The 18,927-nt window shown below is 63.9% G+C and carries 17 protein-coding genes and 1 pseudogene; 10 read left to right on the top strand and 8 right to left on the bottom strand.

Going from position 1 to position 18,927, the window contains the following annotated elements:
- The 4 genes and pseudogenes from AB7D48_RS16305 to AB7D48_RS16320 form a co-directional block, all read right to left on the bottom strand.
- A pseudogene (locus tag AB7D48_RS16305) lies at nucleotides 1-575 on the bottom strand (ammonium transporter); the annotation flags it as partial.
- A 34-nt stretch (nucleotides 576-609) separates the two neighbouring features.
- Complete coding sequence (locus AB7D48_RS16310) at nucleotides 610-2,106, bottom strand: aldehyde dehydrogenase family protein (protein ID WP_427981348.1); 1,497 nt, start codon at nucleotides 2,104-2,106, stop codon at nucleotides 610-612.
- Between the two features lie 20 nt (nucleotides 2,107-2,126).
- A complete protein-coding gene (locus tag AB7D48_RS16315; RefSeq protein WP_427981350.1) occupies nucleotides 2,127-3,743 on the bottom strand; it encodes a GMC family oxidoreductase in 1,617 nt (538 codons plus the stop codon).
- Nucleotides 3,744-4,509: 766 nt separating this feature from the next.
- Complete coding sequence (locus AB7D48_RS16320; RefSeq protein WP_427981352.1) at nucleotides 4,510-5,415, bottom strand: MurR/RpiR family transcriptional regulator; 906 nt, start codon at nucleotides 5,413-5,415, stop codon at nucleotides 4,510-4,512.
- Between the two features lie 61 nt (nucleotides 5,416-5,476).
- Here AB7D48_RS16320 and AB7D48_RS16325 point away from each other — a divergent pair, with 61 nt between their 5' ends.
- The 10 genes from AB7D48_RS16325 to AB7D48_RS16370 all read left to right on the top strand — a co-directional run bounded on the left by AB7D48_RS16325 (nucleotide 5,477) and on the right by AB7D48_RS16370 (nucleotide 15,349).
- A complete protein-coding gene (locus AB7D48_RS16325) occupies nucleotides 5,477-5,614 on the top strand; it encodes a hypothetical protein (protein ID WP_427981354.1) in 138 nt (45 codons plus the stop codon).
- Nucleotides 5,604-6,203, top strand: coding sequence for an ABC transporter ATP-binding protein (locus AB7D48_RS16330; protein ID WP_427981356.1), 600 nt, complete (start codon nucleotides 5,604-5,606; stop codon nucleotides 6,201-6,203). The genes AB7D48_RS16325 and AB7D48_RS16330 overlap by 11 nt, the downstream gene beginning before the upstream one ends.
- Nucleotides 6,200-7,003: an ABC transporter permease gene (locus tag AB7D48_RS16335; protein WP_427981359.1), complete on the top strand. Its 804-nt coding sequence runs from the start codon at nucleotides 6,200-6,202 to the stop codon at nucleotides 7,001-7,003. Before AB7D48_RS16330 ends, AB7D48_RS16335 begins: the two co-directional genes overlap by 4 nt.
- Nucleotides 7,004-7,119: 116 nt before the next feature.
- Nucleotides 7,120-9,504, top strand: a complete 2,385-nt coding sequence (locus AB7D48_RS16340) for a TonB-dependent receptor (RefSeq protein ID WP_427981362.1) — start codon at nucleotides 7,120-7,122, stop codon at nucleotides 9,502-9,504.
- Between the two features lie 185 nt (nucleotides 9,505-9,689).
- Nucleotides 9,690-10,352 (top strand): MotA/TolQ/ExbB proton channel family protein, encoded by a 663-nt coding sequence (locus tag AB7D48_RS16345; protein WP_427981364.1) that lies wholly within the window; start codon nucleotides 9,690-9,692, stop codon nucleotides 10,350-10,352.
- A 4-nt stretch (nucleotides 10,353-10,356) separates the two neighbouring features.
- On the top strand, nucleotides 10,357-10,767 hold the full coding sequence (locus tag AB7D48_RS16350) for an ExbD/TolR family protein (RefSeq protein ID WP_427981367.1): 411 nt from the start codon (nucleotides 10,357-10,359) through the stop codon (nucleotides 10,765-10,767).
- A 12-nt stretch (nucleotides 10,768-10,779) separates the two neighbouring features.
- On the top strand, nucleotides 10,780-11,643 hold the full coding sequence (locus AB7D48_RS16355) for an energy transducer TonB (RefSeq protein ID WP_427981369.1): 864 nt from the start codon (nucleotides 10,780-10,782) through the stop codon (nucleotides 11,641-11,643).
- 37 nt (nucleotides 11,644-11,680) lie between these two features.
- Nucleotides 11,681-12,697: an ABC transporter substrate-binding protein gene (locus tag AB7D48_RS16360; RefSeq protein WP_427981372.1), complete on the top strand. Its 1,017-nt coding sequence runs from the start codon at nucleotides 11,681-11,683 to the stop codon at nucleotides 12,695-12,697.
- Nucleotides 12,694-14,298, top strand: a complete 1,605-nt coding sequence (locus AB7D48_RS16365) for an ABC transporter permease (RefSeq protein WP_427981374.1) — start codon at nucleotides 12,694-12,696, stop codon at nucleotides 14,296-14,298. Before AB7D48_RS16360 ends, AB7D48_RS16365 begins: the two co-directional genes overlap by 4 nt.
- Nucleotides 14,282-15,349: an ABC transporter ATP-binding protein gene (locus AB7D48_RS16370; RefSeq protein ID WP_427981376.1), complete on the top strand. Its 1,068-nt coding sequence runs from the start codon at nucleotides 14,282-14,284 to the stop codon at nucleotides 15,347-15,349. The genes AB7D48_RS16365 and AB7D48_RS16370 overlap by 17 nt, the downstream gene beginning before the upstream one ends.
- 19 nt (nucleotides 15,350-15,368) lie before the next feature.
- Here the strand turns inward: AB7D48_RS16370 and AB7D48_RS16375 are convergent, their stop codons facing one another.
- Genes AB7D48_RS16375 through AB7D48_RS16390 form a run of 4 tightly spaced genes read right to left on the bottom strand, consistent with a single transcriptional unit; the run spans nucleotide 15,369 to nucleotide 18,877 of the window.
- Nucleotides 15,369-16,151, bottom strand: a complete 783-nt coding sequence (locus AB7D48_RS16375; protein ID WP_427981378.1) for a creatininase — start codon at nucleotides 16,149-16,151, stop codon at nucleotides 15,369-15,371.
- Between the two features lie 11 nt (nucleotides 16,152-16,162).
- Complete coding sequence (locus AB7D48_RS16380; RefSeq protein WP_427981380.1) at nucleotides 16,163-16,849, bottom strand: SDR family NAD(P)-dependent oxidoreductase; 687 nt, start codon at nucleotides 16,847-16,849, stop codon at nucleotides 16,163-16,165.
- A gap of 52 nt (nucleotides 16,850-16,901) precedes the next feature.
- Nucleotides 16,902-17,642 (bottom strand): hypothetical protein, encoded by a 741-nt coding sequence (locus tag AB7D48_RS16385; protein ID WP_427981382.1) that lies wholly within the window; start codon nucleotides 17,640-17,642, stop codon nucleotides 16,902-16,904.
- Complete coding sequence (locus AB7D48_RS16390; RefSeq protein WP_427981384.1) at nucleotides 17,639-18,877, bottom strand: aromatic ring-hydroxylating oxygenase subunit alpha; 1,239 nt, start codon at nucleotides 18,875-18,877, stop codon at nucleotides 17,639-17,641. Before AB7D48_RS16390 ends, AB7D48_RS16385 begins: the two co-directional genes overlap by 4 nt.
- Between the last annotated feature and the right edge of the window lie 50 nt (nucleotides 18,878-18,927).

The raw sequence follows: 18,927 nt of genomic DNA on the forward strand, positions 1-18,927 counted from the left end.
ACGAAATCGCCGACGAAATCATGCAGGCCGTTATTGGTGAGCGGGCTGGCCGAGCTGTAGGTCAGATAGGCCAGGATCGGGTTGAAATTGCCACCGATCAGAAGCGACATGATATAGGCGGGCAGAGGCTTCATCCGCTCGACCCCGGCGCCGTGCATCATCATGCAGATCAACATGATGAACAGCACGAAAAACGCGCCGAAAATCTGTACGGTATCCGCGCCGGGCACATTCGCCGGATCGAGGTGCTGCGCGTAAGTGGTGAAATTCGGCCCGAAGATCGACCAGTCCGACAAGGACTGCGCCAGCGGATGCGGAATGCCAAGCGCCTGATAGATTTGCCAGTTCCACATGCCATAACCCAGCACGAGATAGGCGCCGCCGCCGATGATCCCGCAGACCCATTTCTGCACGATGGTGTCGATGACATTCTTGCGGTTGACGATGCCGGCATCGAGCAAGGTGAGCGCCACCATGCCGAGAAGAACGCCAAAGCAGCCAAGCATATAGAAGATATCAGAAGTATAGGCGCCAGGTGAAACCTGTGCCGCGAATGTTTTCAAACCTTCCGACATTTACGGAACACTCCTTGAGCTTATCGTTTTTGGTTTACAGAGCCGCGCAAACGGATTTGACCTCGGTGAAGGTGCGGATGGCTTCCGCCCCCTGCTCGCGGCCCCAGCCGGATTGCTTGTATCCGCCGAATGGCAGGGCGGGGTCGAAGAAATGATGCATGTTGATCCACACGCTGCCGGCTTTGATGCGCCGGGCCATTTTGTGCGCGGTGGAGAGGTCGCGCGTCCAGATGCTGGCGGACAGGCCAAAATCGCTCTCATTGGCCTTGTGGGCCAATGTTTCCATATCGTCATCATCGAAGGCCATGGCGCAGAGCACCGGCCCGAAAATTTCCTCCTTCACCACGGACATGCTGGAATTGGTGCCGGCCAGAACCGTTGGCTCCAGAAAATAGCCGGATTCGCCATATGATTTGCCGCCGCAGACGAATTCCGCGCCAGCCTTGCGGCCTTCATCGATGTACCCCAGCACGCGTTCGCGCTGCCGGCCGGAAATCAAGGGGCCCATTGTCGTCGCTTGCTCAAGCCCGTGGCCAACGACGAGTTTCTTGGCTTCCGCGGCGATTCCTTCGACGACGCGGTCATGAATGGATTTATGGACAAAAAGCCGTGTGCCGGCCGTGCAGACCTGCCCCTGATGAAAGAAGATGGCCCCAGCCAGTCCCGGGATCGCCTTATCCAGATCCGCATCGGGAAACACGATCATCGGCGCCTTGCCGCCCAGCTCCAAGGTCACGCGCTTGAGGTTGCCCGTTGCCGCGCGCGCCACGGCCTTGCCGACATCCGTGGAGCCGGTGAAGGCGATCTTGTCGACACCAGGATGCTCGGCCAGCGCGGCCCCGGCCGTGGCGCCATAGCCTGTGACCACGTTGATGACCCCCGGCGGGAAGCCGACTTCCTCGGCGATTTGCGCCAGACGCAGGGTCGAGAGCGGGGTCAGCTCGGCCGGCTTGATGATGGCCGTGCAGCCCGCCGCCAGAGAGGGGGCGAGTTTGTAGGCGGTCAGAACAAGAGGAAAGTTCCAGGGAACGATCTGCGCGACCACGCCCACGGGTTCACGCAAGGTGAAGGCATGGAACTCACCCGGGGCGGAAACACCGACGGTCTCGCCGCTGATCTTGCTGGCCCAGCCCGCCATGTAATGATAGGTCGTGGCGCTCAACCCGACATCGACATAACGCGCATAGGTCACGGGCTTGCCGCAATCGATGGCTTCGATCTCCGCCATCTCATCGGCCAGCTCCTCCAGCCGTGAGGCAAAGCGTGAAATGAGCTTGCCGCGTTCCAGGCCGGTCATTTTACTCCAGGGACCATCCAGCGCCTGGCGCGCCGCCGCCACGGCCAGGTCGATATCGGCCGTTTCGGCGGCGGGGACTTTTGCGATCACCTTGCCCGTGCATGGATCTTCCACATCGATCGTGGCGCCGGACACGGCATTGCGCCATTCCCCGCCAATCAGCATTTTGTGAGGCGAGGCGATGAAGGCCCCCGCTGCGGCGGAGAGCATGGGGTGTGGCGTTAGTGCGTTCATGATGGTCAGATCTCCGTCACTCAGTTGAAACCGTAATCTTTTTTGATGATTTGCGCGGCGCGTTCGCCGATCACGACCGTGGGCGCCATGGTGTTGCCCGTGGAGATTTCCGGCATGATCGAGGCATCGGCGATGCGCAGATTCTGAATTCCGTAAACCCGCAGGCGGCCATCGACGACGGACATCTCGTCGCGTCCCATCTTGCAAGTGCAGCTTTGATGAAAATATGTTCCGGATGCGTTTCGTATGAAATCCGTCATCTCCTTGCCCTTGAGATTTCCGGGCATCACTTCACGTTTGCGATAGGGCGCGCAAAAGCTGGAATTGCCGATTTCACGCAGCATTTCGATGCAGCGAAGCAAGGCCTTGATGTCCGTTTCGGTGGACAGGAAGTTCGCCTCGATCAAGGGCGCGTCGAAAGGATTGGCGCTGGCCAGCAGAATCTGTCCGCGGCTGTCAGGGCGGGCCAGGCCGGGTGCCAGGGTCCAGGCCGAAGCCGGCCCCACGGGCACGTCATATTGCGTGGCGGTGACTTCGCTGGCGAAGGGGGTTTCTTCCAAGACGGGCATCAGGTCCGGTGTTTTCAGCGACGGATCGCTCTTGGCGATGAAGACGAACTCAGCCGCGTTGTTCCGTGGCGGCTCCGGCGTGATATATTCCCAGACACAACCGGCAAGCAGGATATGGTCTTGAAAGTTCTTGCCTACACCAGGGAGCTTATGAACGATGTCGATTCCGTGCCGGTTGAGTTCGGCCTCCTCGCCAATCCCCGACAGCATGAGCAGTTTCGGTGTGTTGATTGCCCCCAGGGACAGGATGATCTCCTTGTTGGCGTTGACCGTGTAGGTCTGGCCGCGCCGGACGAAGGTGACGCCGGTCGCCTTGGCGCCCTCCATCTCGATCTTGACGATCTCCGCGCAGAGTAAAACATCCAGATTTGGTTTGCCCATGAAGGGATGGATATAGGTCGCGGCCATCGACACGCGCTGGTTGCCGTCCTGCACGAGAACATTGGGCAGACCGCAGCCGCCATCTCCTTCCATGGGGGCGGCGTTAATGTCTTCCACGAAGGGGATGCCGATATTCACGGCTCCTTCGATCAATCCTGAAACCAGCGGAATGGGATTGTCAGGCTGCAGAATATTCAGCAACCCGCCTTTGCCGCGGCGGTGAGCGTCTGGTTTTCCTTGCCAATCCTCGACGGTCCGGTAGATCTCCAGAACGGATTCATAGTTCCAGTCATCGTCGCCGGCGGCTTCGGCCCAATTGTCGAAATCATGTTTGTGGCCGCGGGCCCAGACGGACCCGTTGATGCTCGAACCGCCGCCAAGCACCTTGCCCATGGGCAGGAGCGGTGTTCGGCCATTCACGGTTTTCGAAGGCTGCGCCTTATATCCCCAGTCGCGTTCCGTCCCGATATTCCACATCCATTGGGTGGAATCGATGATCGATGGAACACGGTCGCTGCCGCCCGCCTCAATCAAGAGAACGCTGACATTTTCGTCCTCGGCTAAACGCCTGGCCACGACACAGCCGGCCGAGCCACCTCCGCAAACGATAAAATCATAGTGGGACCGTACGGTTTCGGTCACAATTTCGTTGTCCGCGCGCAGACCCTGCGTATACGGATTTGCCATCCTTAAACTCCCCAGCCGGCTCTTGGAGCCATGCAATTCAATCGCCAAGGCGGGGCCGCTGCTACCGGACCTCCTGCCTCAAGGCGATTAAGCAACCATCATGCCAGTTGTTTTTACACAAACAAAAATGGACAGCAAAAATGCCTTATTCAGTTAGGCGCGCCTCTTTGACGAATCTCTGAAAATAAAAGCAAAATCAATGTTATGTAGACAAATGACGCGCAGGATTCACGTGCGGCGCATATCGTTTGGCGGATGATCGACGCGTGTGGATTGGAACGCGATTTTCGGCGTCGAGCATCGTGAGGTTCGTCAGGCCAACAGCCATGATTGGTTCACACGCATATTTTATAGTCTGTCTCTGTCTGTTTTTTAATCCATGCATCGTTGTGGTCATGTTGTTCGCGTTGAGCTTGGACCAAACGCTGCCGATATGGGCTCGTTTTCACGAGGCCGCGTGTGCAGGAAAAGCCTGTTCGCTTGCAGGTTGTCAGGAAGATGGAAGCGCCATCGGCCGGGTCGATCGCCCTTTCGGGGAGAGACGGTCAGGGCGTGAAACCGGCAAATTTTTCCGCGGGGTTTGAGGCGGTTTTAAAAGCGCTTCAAAACACCAGTCTCTTTTTGCGGCAAGAGACCAAATCCTAAAATCTTGAAGTCGTTTTTCAGGGGCGGCGATCATCGTTAGCTTGCCGGGCATTGTCTTGAAGGAGCGGGGCGCAAGCGGCTTGTCGTTGATGGCGGCGGCTCCGCAACCATCGCCTGGCACTCAGTCGAGCGCGCTTCTCAAATGGCCAAGACGGGTCAATGTGCCGATCGTGCGGCCATGGTGAGAGACGGCCAATCCCATCACCAAGGCTTCCAGGGCAATCAATGTGGCGCCATGCAGGGCCACGCGCTCGGTCCGTCCGCGCCGGGCCGTAATGATGGCCTGGGCGGCGCGCGCGAGCTTGCCGCTGGGGGCGTCCGTCACCAGAACGATGGGAATGCCGGCAATGGCCGCCTCGGCGGCCACGAGCTGTACCTCCTTATACGGTTTGCCGTAGGAGAGAAGCAGCAAGCGGTCGCGCCCGGACAGGTCGAGCAGTTCGTCGGCCAGCCCCAGCCCGCCCTGGCCGATCACCTTGGCGGGCTGGCCGTGGCGGCCCATCAGCAGGCGCAGATATTCCGCCAGCGGCCTGGATGGCCCCGCCGCGTATATGACGATCCTTTCCGCTTCCCGCAGCAGCGCCACGGCCTTGTAGATCTGCTCGCGGGCCTTGGGTTCGCGCATTTTGGCCAGTGAGTCGGCATGGGTGTCCAGGACAATATCCACGGCGGCGGGCTCCTTGCTGCCCACCTCGTCCAGTGTCTGGCGCATATGCTGCAAGGGCGCGGAGGAATTGCCGATGCCCGCGGCGATGGATTGGCGCAACTCAGCCAAGCCTTGAAAACCCAGCGTCTGAACGGTGCGGATGACGGTTGCATCCGAGGTGCCGGTCAGCGCGGCCAGCTCCGCGGCGGAATGCGTCAGGATCGCCACCCGGTTGCGGTTGAGAAAATGCGCGACCCGCAGCATGGCCGGCGGCATCGCGGCTTCCCGGGTGCTCAGGCGCGCCATCAGCGGGTCTTCCGGCATGGGGGGCTCGGGGGCGGCTTGGGGCGATGATATGCTGTTCTTGCGGCGTGGTTTCATTGAATTGTCAATTCAGTCGTGCTTGCGGAGGCTTTTTAGCTTATGTAGCAGATACTACAAAATGCCTGGTGCCTGTTCCTGCCTGCTCGGCCAGAGCCGTCCCGCCCAGCGTCGTGCCGAGCGGCGCGCGGACTGGCTGCGCCGGGCGCGGGGCAGGCCTGGCAAGACCAAGAAAGGCGGCGTTGATCATGCGGCTTGAAGTGCGCGGGCTCACCGGCCTGGCCGGCGGGCCATTCGATTTGAGCGTCGGCGCTGGGGAATGTGTCGTGATTTCCGGCCCTTCCGGCGTCGGCAAGAGCCTGTTGCTGCGGATGATCGCGGATCTGGATGAAAATCACGGGCAGGTGTCGTTGGCGGGTGTGTCGCGTGACTCCATGCCCGCGCCACAATGGCGCCGTCAGGTGATGTATAATCCGGCGGAGCCGGGTTGGTGGGAGATGCATGTGCGCGCCCATATGCGCCCGGTCGAGGCGGCGCTGCCGCTTTTGCCGTTGCTGGGCTTGGATGAAGGGCTGCTGGATGCGCCGGTCCATCAGCTTTCGACCGGTGAGCGTCAGCGCATGGCGCTGGTGCGGGCGGTGATCCGCGAGCCGAAATTCCTGCTGCTGGACGAACCGACCTCGGCATTGGACGAAGCATCGAGCCTGCGCATGGAGGCGTTGTTGGCCAAGCTGGCCGCCTCCGGCCTGGGGCTGGTGGTGGTCACGCATAACGAGGCCCAGGCCCGGCGCATCGCGCATCGGCGTTATCTGATGTCGGCGGATGCCTTGGTCGAGCACGCGTCGTGAACCCCGTGAATTTATCTTTCGCCAGCCTGGCGGTCACCTCGTCTCTGGTGCTGCTCTGCGCGGGTTTGTCCCTGGCTTTGTCGTTGCAAGTGCACCGCACGCTGCTGATCGCGGCATTGCGGATGGTGGCGCAGCTTCTGCTGGTCGGGTTCGTGCTGCGGTTGATCTTCGACAGCTCAAGCCTGGCCCTGACGCTGTTGGCCGCCGGAGCGATGGCCGCCGCCGCCAGCTGGGAGGTTGGCGCCCGCCAGGAACACCGCTTGCCAGGCCGTTGGCAATTGCTCACCGCGGGCAGCGCCATCGTGCCGGCCAGCTTCATCGTCTGCGTGCTGGCCTTGACGACGGCCCTGCGCCCGGTGCCCTGGTACGATGCGCGCGAGGCCTTGCCCCTGGCGGGCATTCTGCTGGGCAATGTGATGAATGCGGTGAGCCTGGCCCTGAATGGTTTCCTGGGGGCGGTCAGCCGTGAACGCGCCTCCATCGAGGCGCGCCTGGCGTTGGGGGAGGGGCGGTATGCGGCCTTGCAGGGGGCATCCCGGCGCGCCATCCGGACCGCGTTGATCCCGACCATCAATGTCATGAATGCGGCGGGCATCATCACCTTGCCTGGAATCATGACCGGCCAGCTGCTCGCGGGGATGGATCCGATCTCCGCGGCGAAATACCAGATATTGCTGATGTTCCTGATCGTCGGCGGAAATTGCCTGGGGGCGTTCGTCGCTGTTTACGCCGCGATTTTTCGCCTGACGGATCAGCGCGAGCGGTTGCGCGCGGACAGGTTGCGCAGCCGTTTGATGTGAGGGATTCACGGCGGGTTTGAGTCTTCGATCTGCAATAAAAGAATCATCAAGTAGTAAAACATACAAAAATTTTTGTTTGGTAGTAAGCGCTACACAAATCAACGGGAGTCTTCATCATGCCTGGTCCTTGGGGGCATCGCACGCGCTCGGCGCTGCGCTGCGTGTGCTCGATGCGCGGTCTTTATGTCGGCTTGGCCGGCTTCATGGCGGCTCCGGCCGCTTTTGCGCAAAGCGCGGGTACGGCCGTGAATCTGGATCTTGGTTCTGTTCTGGCCAGCGGCACGGATAACCCTTCGAACTTGATCAATATGCCCGGCACGGCGCCTTATGCGGCCCCCTCCAAGGCGCCGCTGCATTCCACGCAGCCGACATCCGTGGTCGACAAGCATACCGTGGATCATCTGCTCACGGGCACGCAAAGCTGGGCCGACATCGCCCGCCTGACGCCTTCGGTGAACAATATCAGCCCGAACGGGCCGGGTCTGGCGGAGAGTTCCGGCCCCACCATCCGTGGCTTCCAGGATGGTCAGTACAACGTCACCTTCGATGGTATTCCCTTTGGCGATTCCAACGATTTTACCCATCATTCGACATCTTTCTTCACCAATTCGATGATCGGGCAAACGATTGTCGACCGTGGTCCAGGAGAGGCGGATACGGTGGGCGATGCGACGTTCGGCGGCACCATCTCCCTGCGCACCATCAACCCCTCGCCCGTGGCGAAGGCGACCATCGACAGCTCCTATGGCAGCTACAATACCACCGATAACAGCATCCGTCTGGATACCGGGGCGATGCCCTCCCTGAACGGAGCCGCCGGCGTGGTCGAGGTCGAGCATGTCCAGAGCGACGGCGCCTTGCAGCACGCCACCCAGCAGCGGACCAATTTTTTCGGCAAGCTGGTTTTGCCGCTCAGCCACAGCACCACGCTGACCTTGATGGCCGATTACAACCAGCTTTACCAGAACCAGCCGATGGGCGCCACGCTGTCGCAGATGGACGCGCTGGGCTGGAATTACGCCTATAGCGACAATCCCGCTTCCCAGGCCTACTGGCGCTATAATAACGACCATATCACCACGGATATGGAATATGCCGATCTGCGCTCCAACCTTGGGGACGGGTTTCTGTACGATGGCAAGATCTACACCTATGCCTATTACCATCACGATCTGAACGGCGACGATCCGAACGACACGCTGGCCGATGGCGTCACGCAGGACGTGGCGGCGGGCGCTGTGCCCAACGAGGTGGTGTTGACCCCCGGCGGCACGGCGCAACCGGGAATCCCCGGGCAGACCTTCCTGATGGATTATCGCTCCGTCGGCACCATTCAACGTCTGCAGAAGGATCTTGGCTGGGGCGATGTGAAGACCGGCTTTTGGTTCGACCATCAGGTGAATACGCGCTTCGTGCAGAATGTGTCGCTTACCGACGCCAACGCCATCAATTACGATCCGGCGGACAGCAATGGCGGGCTGGTGACCCCCACCAATGATAATGGCTCCATCGAACGTTTGCAGCATAACCAGCTTTACACCTTCCAGCCTTACGGCCAGGTCGATTGGCGCGTGACCAGCAAGCTGACCTTGTCGGGCGGTTTGAAATGGGCCTATTTCCGCCGCGCCCTGAATGCGCCGGTGAACCAGAAGACCGAGGTTGAAACGGGCTACACGCATAATTACCAGAAGCTGCTGCCCTCGTTCGACGCCAAATACGCGTTCACGCCCAACCTGTCCGGTTATGTCCAGGCGGCTGAAGGGTTTCTGGCGCCGAACCTCAACACGTTCTACACCACGGCGCTCGACAGCGAGAGCGTGCAGCCGGAAAGCACGATCAATTTTCAGGGCGGGCTCGTCTATCAGGACCGGCATTGGGCACTGGGCGGGGATGTCTACAACATCCATTTCCAAAACTATATCGACCATGAAAAAGTCAAGGTTAACAACACCAACGAGACCATCTATTACAATAACGGCGGCGTCATCTATCGCGGCATCGAAGGCGAGGCGGCCTATCATTTCGATAGCGGTGTCACTCTGTTCGGCAATGCCGGTTATAACCAGGCCTTCAAGACCTCCACCAATGTCAAGATCGCGCAGGCGCCGCAAGGCACCGCCAATCTTGGGGCGATTTACAGCGCGCATGGGTTTTATGCCGCGATCATCGACCAATGGACAGGTGGTGAATATAGCGGCGATACTGGCGTGAATGTCGCCAATGGCCAAGCCGAGGGCAGTGCCGCTTCCGGCAAATCGCCGGGTGGCTGGTACGATCCCTACAATGTCGTGAATGTCACGCTGGCCTACACCTTCAACCATGACAATCCACGCAAGGATCCGATCAAGGTGAAGCTGAATCTGGATAACATCACCAACCAGAAACAGATCATTTTCGATAACGGCACCAACAATGCGGGCGATCTGCTTTATTACCGGCTCACCGGCTTCGCGGCCTTCGCCTCGGTGAGCGTGCCGATTGGCTTTGGCTCGTCTCTGTAGTGTCGCGCCCTTGCAACTCATGGGTGAGCCGCCAGGACCGGCGGGTCGCCCACTCGTTGGGATCGTCATCATTCAGCCACGCGCCGGGGGGGCAAACTGTGCCCGCCACGGTCGATTGACTCTGATTTGTCACACTGAATGGCACTGTCTTTGGTGTAACGCGGGTCAAACCAGGAGCCTGTAACATGTCCGTCAAATATATCGTTTATCTGGCCAATTATTCGGATGGCATTCTCTATCTGATGGCGCTTCTGCTCTTGCTCGCCCTGGCGGTCATGCTCGACAGATTCTGGAGCCTGCGCCGCGCGATCTTGCATGGCCAGTCCATCATCCACGCGGCGGCGGCTCTGCCCGCCCTGCGCCAGGGGGAGCTTGCCCTCCTGCTCCAGCAGGCCCGGAACCTGCCGGAAGAAGCATTGCTGGGGACGGCGATGCGCTACCAGGGCGCGGTGAATGCCGAAACCATGGCCAGCCGCCTGGATGAAACGGTGATGCTGGTTGCTCCCTCCCTCGACCGCAGGCTCTGGCTGCTTGACACGGTGATCACCCTGGCGCCGCTCATGGGTCTGTTCGGCACCATCATCGGCATGTTCCATGCCTTCAACATTCTCGCGCAGCCTGGTCACGCGCCTTCGGAAGTCACCGGCGGTGTCGCGGACGCGCTGGTCGCCACCGCCTTTGGCCTGTTCATCGCCATGTTGGGGCTGGCCGGGTTTAATGCGCTGTCCAATCAGGTCCGGCTGATCGTGCATCAGCTTGATTCCCTGAAAACCATGATCATCAACCGGACCGATGGCGCCCCGGTGTTGCCCGCGAAGCAGCCCGGCACCATGCAGGCCGCCGCCTGATCCGATGACGATGCGCTATTTCGAACGCCGCAAGGCCCGCATCGAGATCATTCCGATGATCGACGTGATGCTGTTTCTGCTTGTGTTTTTCATCATCCTCACGATGCGGATGATCCCGGACGCGGGGGTGCGCATGCAGCTTCCCAACGCCTCGCAGGCACAGCCATTGCCGCATCCGGCATTCGTGGTGAATGTGCTGCCGGACGGCACCATCAAGGTAAAGGGCAAGCTGCTGACCCCGGAGGGCCTGACCGCCTTGTTCGCGGGCGATGGCGCGCCGGACAAGACGGACGTGACCATCGCCGCCGATAAAGCCACCGCCTTTCAGCATTTCATGACCGTGATCGACGCGGCGAAAAAAGCCGGCGTCACGGATATCGGCATTGCCGCGCTTCCGGGCGCGGATAGCCCTTAACGGCCCGCCAGCATGAGCATCGATGCAAGCTGGGAGACCCCGCGGCGGGACACGCGCCGTTTCGTGCTGGCCCTGGGAGCCGGGCTGCTGCTGGAATTGGCGGCCATTGGGGTGCTGTTGCCGGTTTTCAGGACGCCGCGCCCCGCCGCGCTGCATCCCTCCGTGGTGAAAATCTCCATCGAGGCGGCGCCACCCGTTCCCAGACCCTCTCCGCCCCCACAGCCCAAATCCGCCTTGCCGGCGCAACCGGTGACGCCGCCGCGCGTGGCGCCTCCACCCCCGCCGGTTCCAGCACCCGCCTTGCCAAAGCCGCCTCCCCAACCCGTGCCGGCGCGCCCGGTGCGCCATGCGGTGCCGCATCATGCGCCGCCGCCCAAACCCGTCGCAAAGCCTGTCGCAAAGCCTGTCGCAAAGCCCGTGGAAAAGCCCACCGCAAAGCCTACCGCAAAGTCCGTGGAAAAGCCCACCGCAAAGCCTACCGCAAAGCCCGCGCCGCTCCCCGTGGCGCCGCCCATATCGCCCCAACCACCGGTCCCCGCCTTGCCGCCCGCTCCCTCGCTCGGGCAGGTCGATGCCTTCCGCGTCGCCATGCGCCAGGCCGTGCAGGGCGTGGTGGGGCGGGTTTATCCCGCGGCGGCGCAGATGGCGCATGAGACCGGCACGCCGGAGGTCCGGTTCATCTACCGCAACGGCGTGGTGGCGGATATTTCCCTGGTCCGCTCCAGCGGGTTTCCGTTGCTGGACGAAGCCGCCCTGAAGGCCGCCCGCCTCGCGCATTATCCGCCGCCACCGCCCGGTTTCGCCGGCCGGACCTATGACGTGACCGTGGCGGTCATGTTCGAAATGGTGGCCGCTCCCAGCCTCGACGGCGATTAACCGGTTCAACCCACAGGCAAGCAGGGAAGTTTTCAGGATGCGCAAGCTGGTGGCGGGTATTTTGGCGGCGATGATCGTGGGGCTTGGCGCGCTGCTGCTGTGGCCGGCGTCCAATCAGGGCCTGGTGCTGTATACGGGGCTGGATTACGGCCCCGCCGTGGCGGCGGCCTTTAGCCGGGAGACCGGCATCAAGGTCAGCGTCGTGCGGCTGTCCACCGGCAGCCTGCTGGCGCGCATGGCCGCGCAGGGCGGGCATCCGGACTGGGATATTGCCTGGTTCGACGGCGCCACCGCCGCCGCCGCGCTGGACAAGGCCGGTCTGCTGGCGCGGGGGCTGCCAGCGCCAGCGGGGCTCACGCCGCTCGGCAAGGGGCTGCTCAGCGCCGATGGCGCCTATATCCCCACCGGCCTGACCCTCGCGGGGGTTTTTATCTACGACCCGGCGCGCCTGCCTGATCCGCCCGCGAACTGGCGTGCCTTGCTTGCCCCGGCCTACCGGGGGCAGGTGGGAATGAACGACCCTTCCATTTCCGGTCCCACCTTCCCGATGCTGGCGGGCATGCTGGACAATGCCGGCGGCTGGCCGCGCGGGCAGGGCTATGTTCAGGCATTGAAAGCCAACGGGCTGCGGATGTTCGCCAAGAACGACGCGACCCTGGCGGCGCTGCAATCCCAGGCCATCGGCCTCGCCATCGTGCAATCCTCGGCGGCCTGGTTCTATGTCGCGCGGCATCCGGGGTACAGGGTCGGCGTTCCCCGCCCGGTTTATGCGCTGCCCAACGTGATGGTCGAGGCGGCGGGCCTTTCCGCCCATCACCGCGAGGAGGCCGCCCGTTTCATGCGCTTTGTCATGCGGCCGGACATCCAGGCCCTGCGTCAGGCGCGGGGCGAGGCGGATGGTTATTACTGGCCGGTCACGCGGGGCGCGCCAGCGCCGCTGCCCGGCCTGCCGGCCCTGTCCGGGCTCGATGCCAAAACCTTGGATCCGGTGGCTTGGGGCGGGCTGGAAAACAGCATCAATGGCTGGTTCGCCAAGCTCATGACCGGGTCATGAGGGCCGCGCGCGCGGCCCTGTTGGGATTGCTCGCCCTGGTGCTGCTCTACCCCCTGGCGCGGCTATTGCTGATGCCTCTGGTGTCGATGCCTCTGGTGTCGATGCCTCTGGTGTCGATACCGTTGGGCACGGCGGCGGATGCGGCGGCGGGCTGGCGGCCTTGGCTGAATTCCACCTTGTTCGCGCTGTTGACCGGGTTGATCGTGGCCCCCATGGGCGCGGCCATCGCCCATGCGCTGGAAACCAGGTCCGGGTTGGCCGCGCGGGCGCTGGGGCTGGGGCTGTGGGGGTTGTTTTTGCTGCCGGGCTATGTGCTCACCACCGGCTGGCTGGTGGTGTTCAGCCGCCCGCTGCTGCGCAACGGGCTGTTCGGCCATCTCTTCCTGGGGGAGGCCGGGCTTGCGTTCCTGTATGTTCTGAAGGCCTTGCCATTCGCCGTGTTCGTGGCCCGGTCGACATTCGCCAGCGCCAGCGCCAGCTTGCGCGAGGCGGCCTTGGTGCTGCGCCTGCCGGGTTGGAGGCGCATGGCCCTGAGCCTGCGCCTGGTGCTGCCGGCCATGGCCGCGGCCTTCGCCATTGGCGCCATCGAGACCATGCAGGACTTCGGCATTCCCGCCACGCTCGGGGTGACCGCCCGGATTCCGATCCTCACTTACAGCATCTATCGGCGCCTCGATACCACGCCGACGGATTTTACCGGCGCTGCCTTGCTTTGCTGGTGGCTGGTCGCCAGCGCGGCGCTGCTGACGCTGTTGCAATGCGCGGTTCAGCGGCGCTGGCGGGCGGCGCTGGTGCATGGCAAGGCGCGCGGGCAGGTGCGCAGGCCCCCCGCCGGAGGAGAACGGCTCGGCTTGGCGGTGGCGGCCTTGCTGCTCTGGGGGCTGGGGCTGGCCATGCCGCTGCTGGCGCTGGCGGGGGTGGCGCTGGCCGGCGCCGGGGAGGGAGGGGCGCTCCATGCTGTTCCACGCTCCCTGGGTTATGGTGTGCTGGCGGCTTCCCTCGCGCTTTGCGTGTCCGCGGCGCTGCTCAGGTTGCAGCATGGGCGCCACCCTTTGTTTCGCGGTGTCATCCATGCCGGGTTGACCGCCAACATGGCCGTGCCGGGGCTGGTGCTGGGGGCGGGGTATGTCGTGGCCTTCAACAACGACGTGCTGCCGCTTTACGGCACCGCGCTGCTGCTGGTCATCGCCTATGCCGCCGGCGCCCTGCCCATGGCCATCCGGCTGCTGGACGGGGCCATGGCTCAGCGCGACGAACGGCTGGACGAGGCGGCGCGGATTTTCGCCCTGTCCTGGCCGACGCGCCTCATCGATATCGAGGCCGCCTCGTTGATCCGCCCGGCCCTGCATGCCTGGCTGCTGGTGGTGGGGGCGGTGATGTTCGAATTGCCGGTTTCGGAGCTTCTCTATGTCCCAGGGCAGATGCCGCTTGGGGTGGCGATTGTCTCGGCCGACATGATGGGGCGCTACGGCGCGGCGGCGCGATTGGCGCTGCTGGCCATGGGCGTGCTGGCCATGCTGGCGGTGGGGCTGACATGGGCCGTGCGGCTGTCCGGGCACGGCGCGTTGCGGAGCGGGAGGCGCGATGAACTGCTGCCTTGAGATCGAGGCCGTCGCCCGGCGCATCGGCGGGCGCGATGTGCTGCGCCATGTCGATTTGGCGCTGCCGGAAGGGGAGTTGCTGGTGCTGGCTGGAGAATCCGGCTCCGGCAAGACCAGCTTGCTGCGCCTCATCGCCGGGCTGGACCGCGCGGATGCGGGGCGGATCAGCCTGGGCGGCCGGCTGGTTGACGATGCGTCGCGGCTGTTCGTCCCGGCCGAGGGCAGGGGGCTTGGCATGGTGTTTCAGGACTTCGCCCTCTGGCCGCATCTGAGCTGCCTGGAGAATGTGGCGCTCGCGCTGCCCCCCGGCACGGCGAGGCGCAATGAGGCCGCCCTGGCGCTGCTGGAGCGGTTGCGGGTGGCGGCGGTGTCCGCCCGCCGCCCGGCGCAGCTTTCCGGCGGGCAGCAGCAGCGCGTGGGCATTGCCCGGGCTCTGGCCAGCCGCCCGCGGCTTTTGCTGCTGGATGAACCGCTTTCCAGCCTGGATCTGGAAAGCCGGGATTTGCTGCGCGAGGAATTGCGCGAGAGCGTGCGCGGCGCGGGTATCTCCGCCGTGCTGGTCAGCCACGATCCGGAGGATTGCTGGAAGCTGGCTGACAGCGTGGCGGTGCTGGAGGCGGGGGGGATCAGCCAGCAAGCCACGCCGATGGCCTTATGGCGGGCCCCCGCCTCGCCTTATATCGCCCGCTTCACCGGTGCCCTGGGCGGGATCCGCCTGCCCGTGACAACCCGCGATGGCGTGCCGGGCGTGGAGCTTGGCGGGCGCCACCTTATCCCCTCCGGCCCGCCGCCGCGCGGCGGCATGGCGCGGTTGTTCTGGCGGGGCGATGCCGTCCGCCCCGCCTGCGCCGCGCGGGAGGCTATTTCCGCCGAGGCGGTGAGCGTGACATTCGAGGCGGGGCGGTTCCATGTGCGCTGGCGCATCGCGGCGCAGGGGCCGGTGCTGAGCGGTTATTGCCAGGAGGCCCCCACGGTGCCGGGGCGCCAGGCGGTCGGGATCGATCCGCGTGGCCTGTTCTGGTTCGACGCCGATGCACCGCCGCGCCCATGACCCGCACGAGGCGGAACGATCAAGGCCGCATGCCCGGAAATTCCCTTCGGACCGCCGCCGTGATCATCTCCACATGGTCGTTGAACAGCCACTCGCCGATCTCGCGTGAGGAGCCGCGCGCATCGGCCAGCACGCCGCTCTCGCGCAGATAGCCTGGCGGCGGCGGGTGGATGTCGTAGGGCGGAAAGCTGGCGCGGCCTTCCTGGGGGATCCTGGCCAGATCCACGAGATCCGGTCGTATCCTCAACATCAGTGAGGTCTCCACCAGCGAGGCGTGCTCCAACTCGGTGCCGGGGAAGCCGTCGGGAAAAATGCGCGCCAGCGTTCCGGCTTTCACGAAATCCCAATATTCGAGGCGCATGGCCGTCACATCGCGGATACCCTCGGCCCGCAAATCGCGCAGGGCGAGGTCCAGCCCCTCGACACTGGGCCAGGCATTCTCGAAATGCCCGTTGATGAGCACGAAGCGCCGCGCCCCATGCATGCCCATGTCGCGGATCACATCGCGGATGGTATGGCTGAACGTGGCCGCATCCAGGCTGGCGGTGCCGGGAAAGCTCTGCCCCCCGCCGGAGCGGGGCATGGATTTATAGCCATATTGCAGGGTCGGCGCGACCAGCCCGCCAAGCCCGCGCGCCACCGCCTCGGCGATGGCGGTGGGCAGAATCACATCCACGTTCAGCGGCAAATGCGGCCCGTGCTGCTCCGTGGCGCCCAGGGGCAGGAAGATGACGGCGCCGGCCTTGATCCTGGCTTCCCATTCCGGCCAGGAGAGTTCGGCCATGAACACGCTTTCAACCATTAACTGTTCCTTTAATGCATGGCGGCGCCGCCATCGGCGCTGAAACATTGGCCGGTGACGAAGCTGGCCGCCGGGCTCGCCAGAAATAGGATGACCGCGGCGACCTCCCCTGGCTGGCCGATGCGCCCCAGCGGGTTGCCGGTTTCCAATTTTTGCAGTTCCGGGCTCATGGCCTTGAAATTCAGCAAGGGTGTGTCGATGGGCCCGGGGGCCACGGCGTTCACCCGGATGTCCGGCCCCAGCTCGCGGGCCCATGAACGCGTGAGGCTGAGCATCGCCCCCTTGGTGGCGCAATAGCCCGCGGCATTGGCGCGGCCGAGAAACGCCAGTTCCGAGGCGACATTGACGATGGCGCCGCCCTTGGCGATGTGCGCCAGCGCGGCGGCGGCCACCAGCATCGGCCCGCGCAGATTGACGGCGAGCATCTTGTCCAGCGCCGCGACATCCAGCGCGTGGAGCGGAGCGTCGTGCTCCACCCCGGCGGCGTTCACCAGAACATCGAACCCGCCCAGCCTCTCCGCCGCCTGGGCGACAGATTCGCGGACCGCTTCGGCAACGGTGATGTCCGCCTGGACCCAGGGCACGTCCTGGGGCGGACGGGCAATATCCAGCCCCACCACCCGCGCCCCTTGCGCCAGAAAGGCCCGGGCTGTCGCCAGCCCGATGCCGCTGGCCGCCCCCGTTACAAGCGCGCGCATCGGGAGGGCCGCGCGCCGCCACGCTCGCGTTCGATCAGGTGCTGGTGTTTGATCAGGTGAATGACAAATCTCCTTCCGCGTGAAGAATCTCCCAAGGGGTGCCGTCGAGATTGAAATGGCTTTCCCCGTGAAGGGACAGGCAAAGCGCCTTGCCCTCGCGCCAGGGCAGGGTGGAATGGCCGATGACCCAGCCCGGCTCGACATGTCCGGACGAGATCTCACAATCCAGAATGGCCCGCATCGCCGCCGGATCCGCCGCCCCCGCCAGGCAGGTGAGCAGGTCGGGTCCGCTCAGCGCGATGCCGGGCGCCCTGTCGCGCGCCAGCATGAAGAGCGGGCCGGAGCGCACCAGAATGGCGAGCCGGCCATCGCTGGCCGATCGCAGCCTCAGGCCGAAGCTGGGGGCGTGCGGCTCCTCTCCCGCGTGCCAATGTTCGAGATACGGGACATGCAGGCCAGTCTCGACCAGCACGCGCCCCCGCCATTCCAGCCTTCCGGCGTCGGGCAGCGCGGCGCGGGGCTGGAAGTCGATCTCCCGCCGCCATTCGGCGATGCCGTCCTGGAAGCTGAAGACCCCGGCAAAGCCGCTCTGGGAGGCGAGCCATTGGCTGGCTTCATGGGAAAGCCGCTCCGGCCCTTGCGTCAGGCAGCAGGCTGGGCGCCCGGTGGGCTGGCGCAGATCGGCGAACAGGCGGGGGCCTTGCAGCCATTTCACCTTGGTGGTCTCATCGCGCCGCCCATCCGGGAAGGCAAGCAGGGAGCGCGTCCACAGGCCCGAGAACCCCTTGCTCATGCCGCCGCGCGGGGGCCGTAATAGGGGGCGCGGGTGGCGCGTTCGGGCCAGCCATCCCGCAGCCGCGCGGCCAGATGGCGCTGGATGAGCCAGACAGGTTCCTCAAGATGGCTGAGCGGCCCTTGTTTGGCGAAGCGTGAATTCAAGCCCGCCTGCACGGCGCGGTTCACCTCCATATCCTCCAGATGGAAATCCCGCAGCAGCTTCACCTCTTCCCCCAGTGTCGCGGCGATGTCGGGGGAGGCCATCGCCTCGCGGCTGATGAGTGTCATGGTCTGCAGGCGGCAACGATCCGGGCCGAGGGGGAAGAGGCGGTACCAGAGCAGCCGGTCCGGCATGGTGAGGAACATGAATATGGGGTGGCCCACGAACAGGCCCCATTCCTTGCTTTGCTCGTCGCTCACGCCCGCGATCGGCGTGAAGCCCGCGGGTGGCGCGCCGCGTTCCTTCAGCGCGTCGATTTCCGCGCGCAGCTTGGCGGTGAAGGGCAGATGCGCATGCACATGGAAAGGGTGCTCAGCCTCCGTCCAGGTGTTCTGGCCGGGCATGATGGGGTTCAGCGTGGCGCGGTGGGCGCCGATATGGTGGTAGGATTCCATCCAGTTCTCCACCATCACCTTCCAGTTGAAGGCGCAGTCCCAATCCATGCTGATGGCGATCCGCATCTCCTCGCATTTCCAGGGGGCGAGCAGATCGTCGAGGTCTGCGTAAACGTCCTCCAGCGGCGGCGCGCCACCGTCGAAATTCACGAAGACGAAGCCGTTCCAGACACCGCCGCGCACCTCGCTCAATGGCCAATCCTGTTTGGCGAAGCCTGCCGCCTCCTGCATGTGCGGGCAGCCGCGCAGCTTGCCATCCATCTCGAAGGACCAGGAATGATAGGCGCAGACGAGATGCGCGGCCTGGAAGCGGCGGGGAAAGCCATCCTCCAGCGGGAACATGTCCAGATTCCGGTGCGGGCAGACGCGTGAGAGCACATGCACGCCGCCCGCCGCATCGCGCGTGACCACCAGGGGCTCGTTCAGCATATCCAGCGCCAGGCAGTCCCCCGTCGCCGGGATTTCCGAAACATGCGCCACGCACAGCCATCCGGCGTGGAAGAGTTTTTGCTCCTCCAGCTTGTAGAAATCCGGTGAAATATAAGCCCCGGCGGGCAATGAGCGCGCCTTGGCCAAGGGGAGGGCCGCCGTCTCGGCAATGCGGGCGCACAGGGCTGAAATCTCGTCGGACGCCATATTGCCTCCTTCTTGGGCAGTCGCTTTCATGCAGGTTACGCATTGCCCGG

The sequence above is a fragment of the Acidocella sp. genome (assembly GCF_050253495.1).
Taxonomy (GTDB): Bacteria; Pseudomonadota; Alphaproteobacteria; order Acetobacterales; family Acetobacteraceae; genus Acidocella.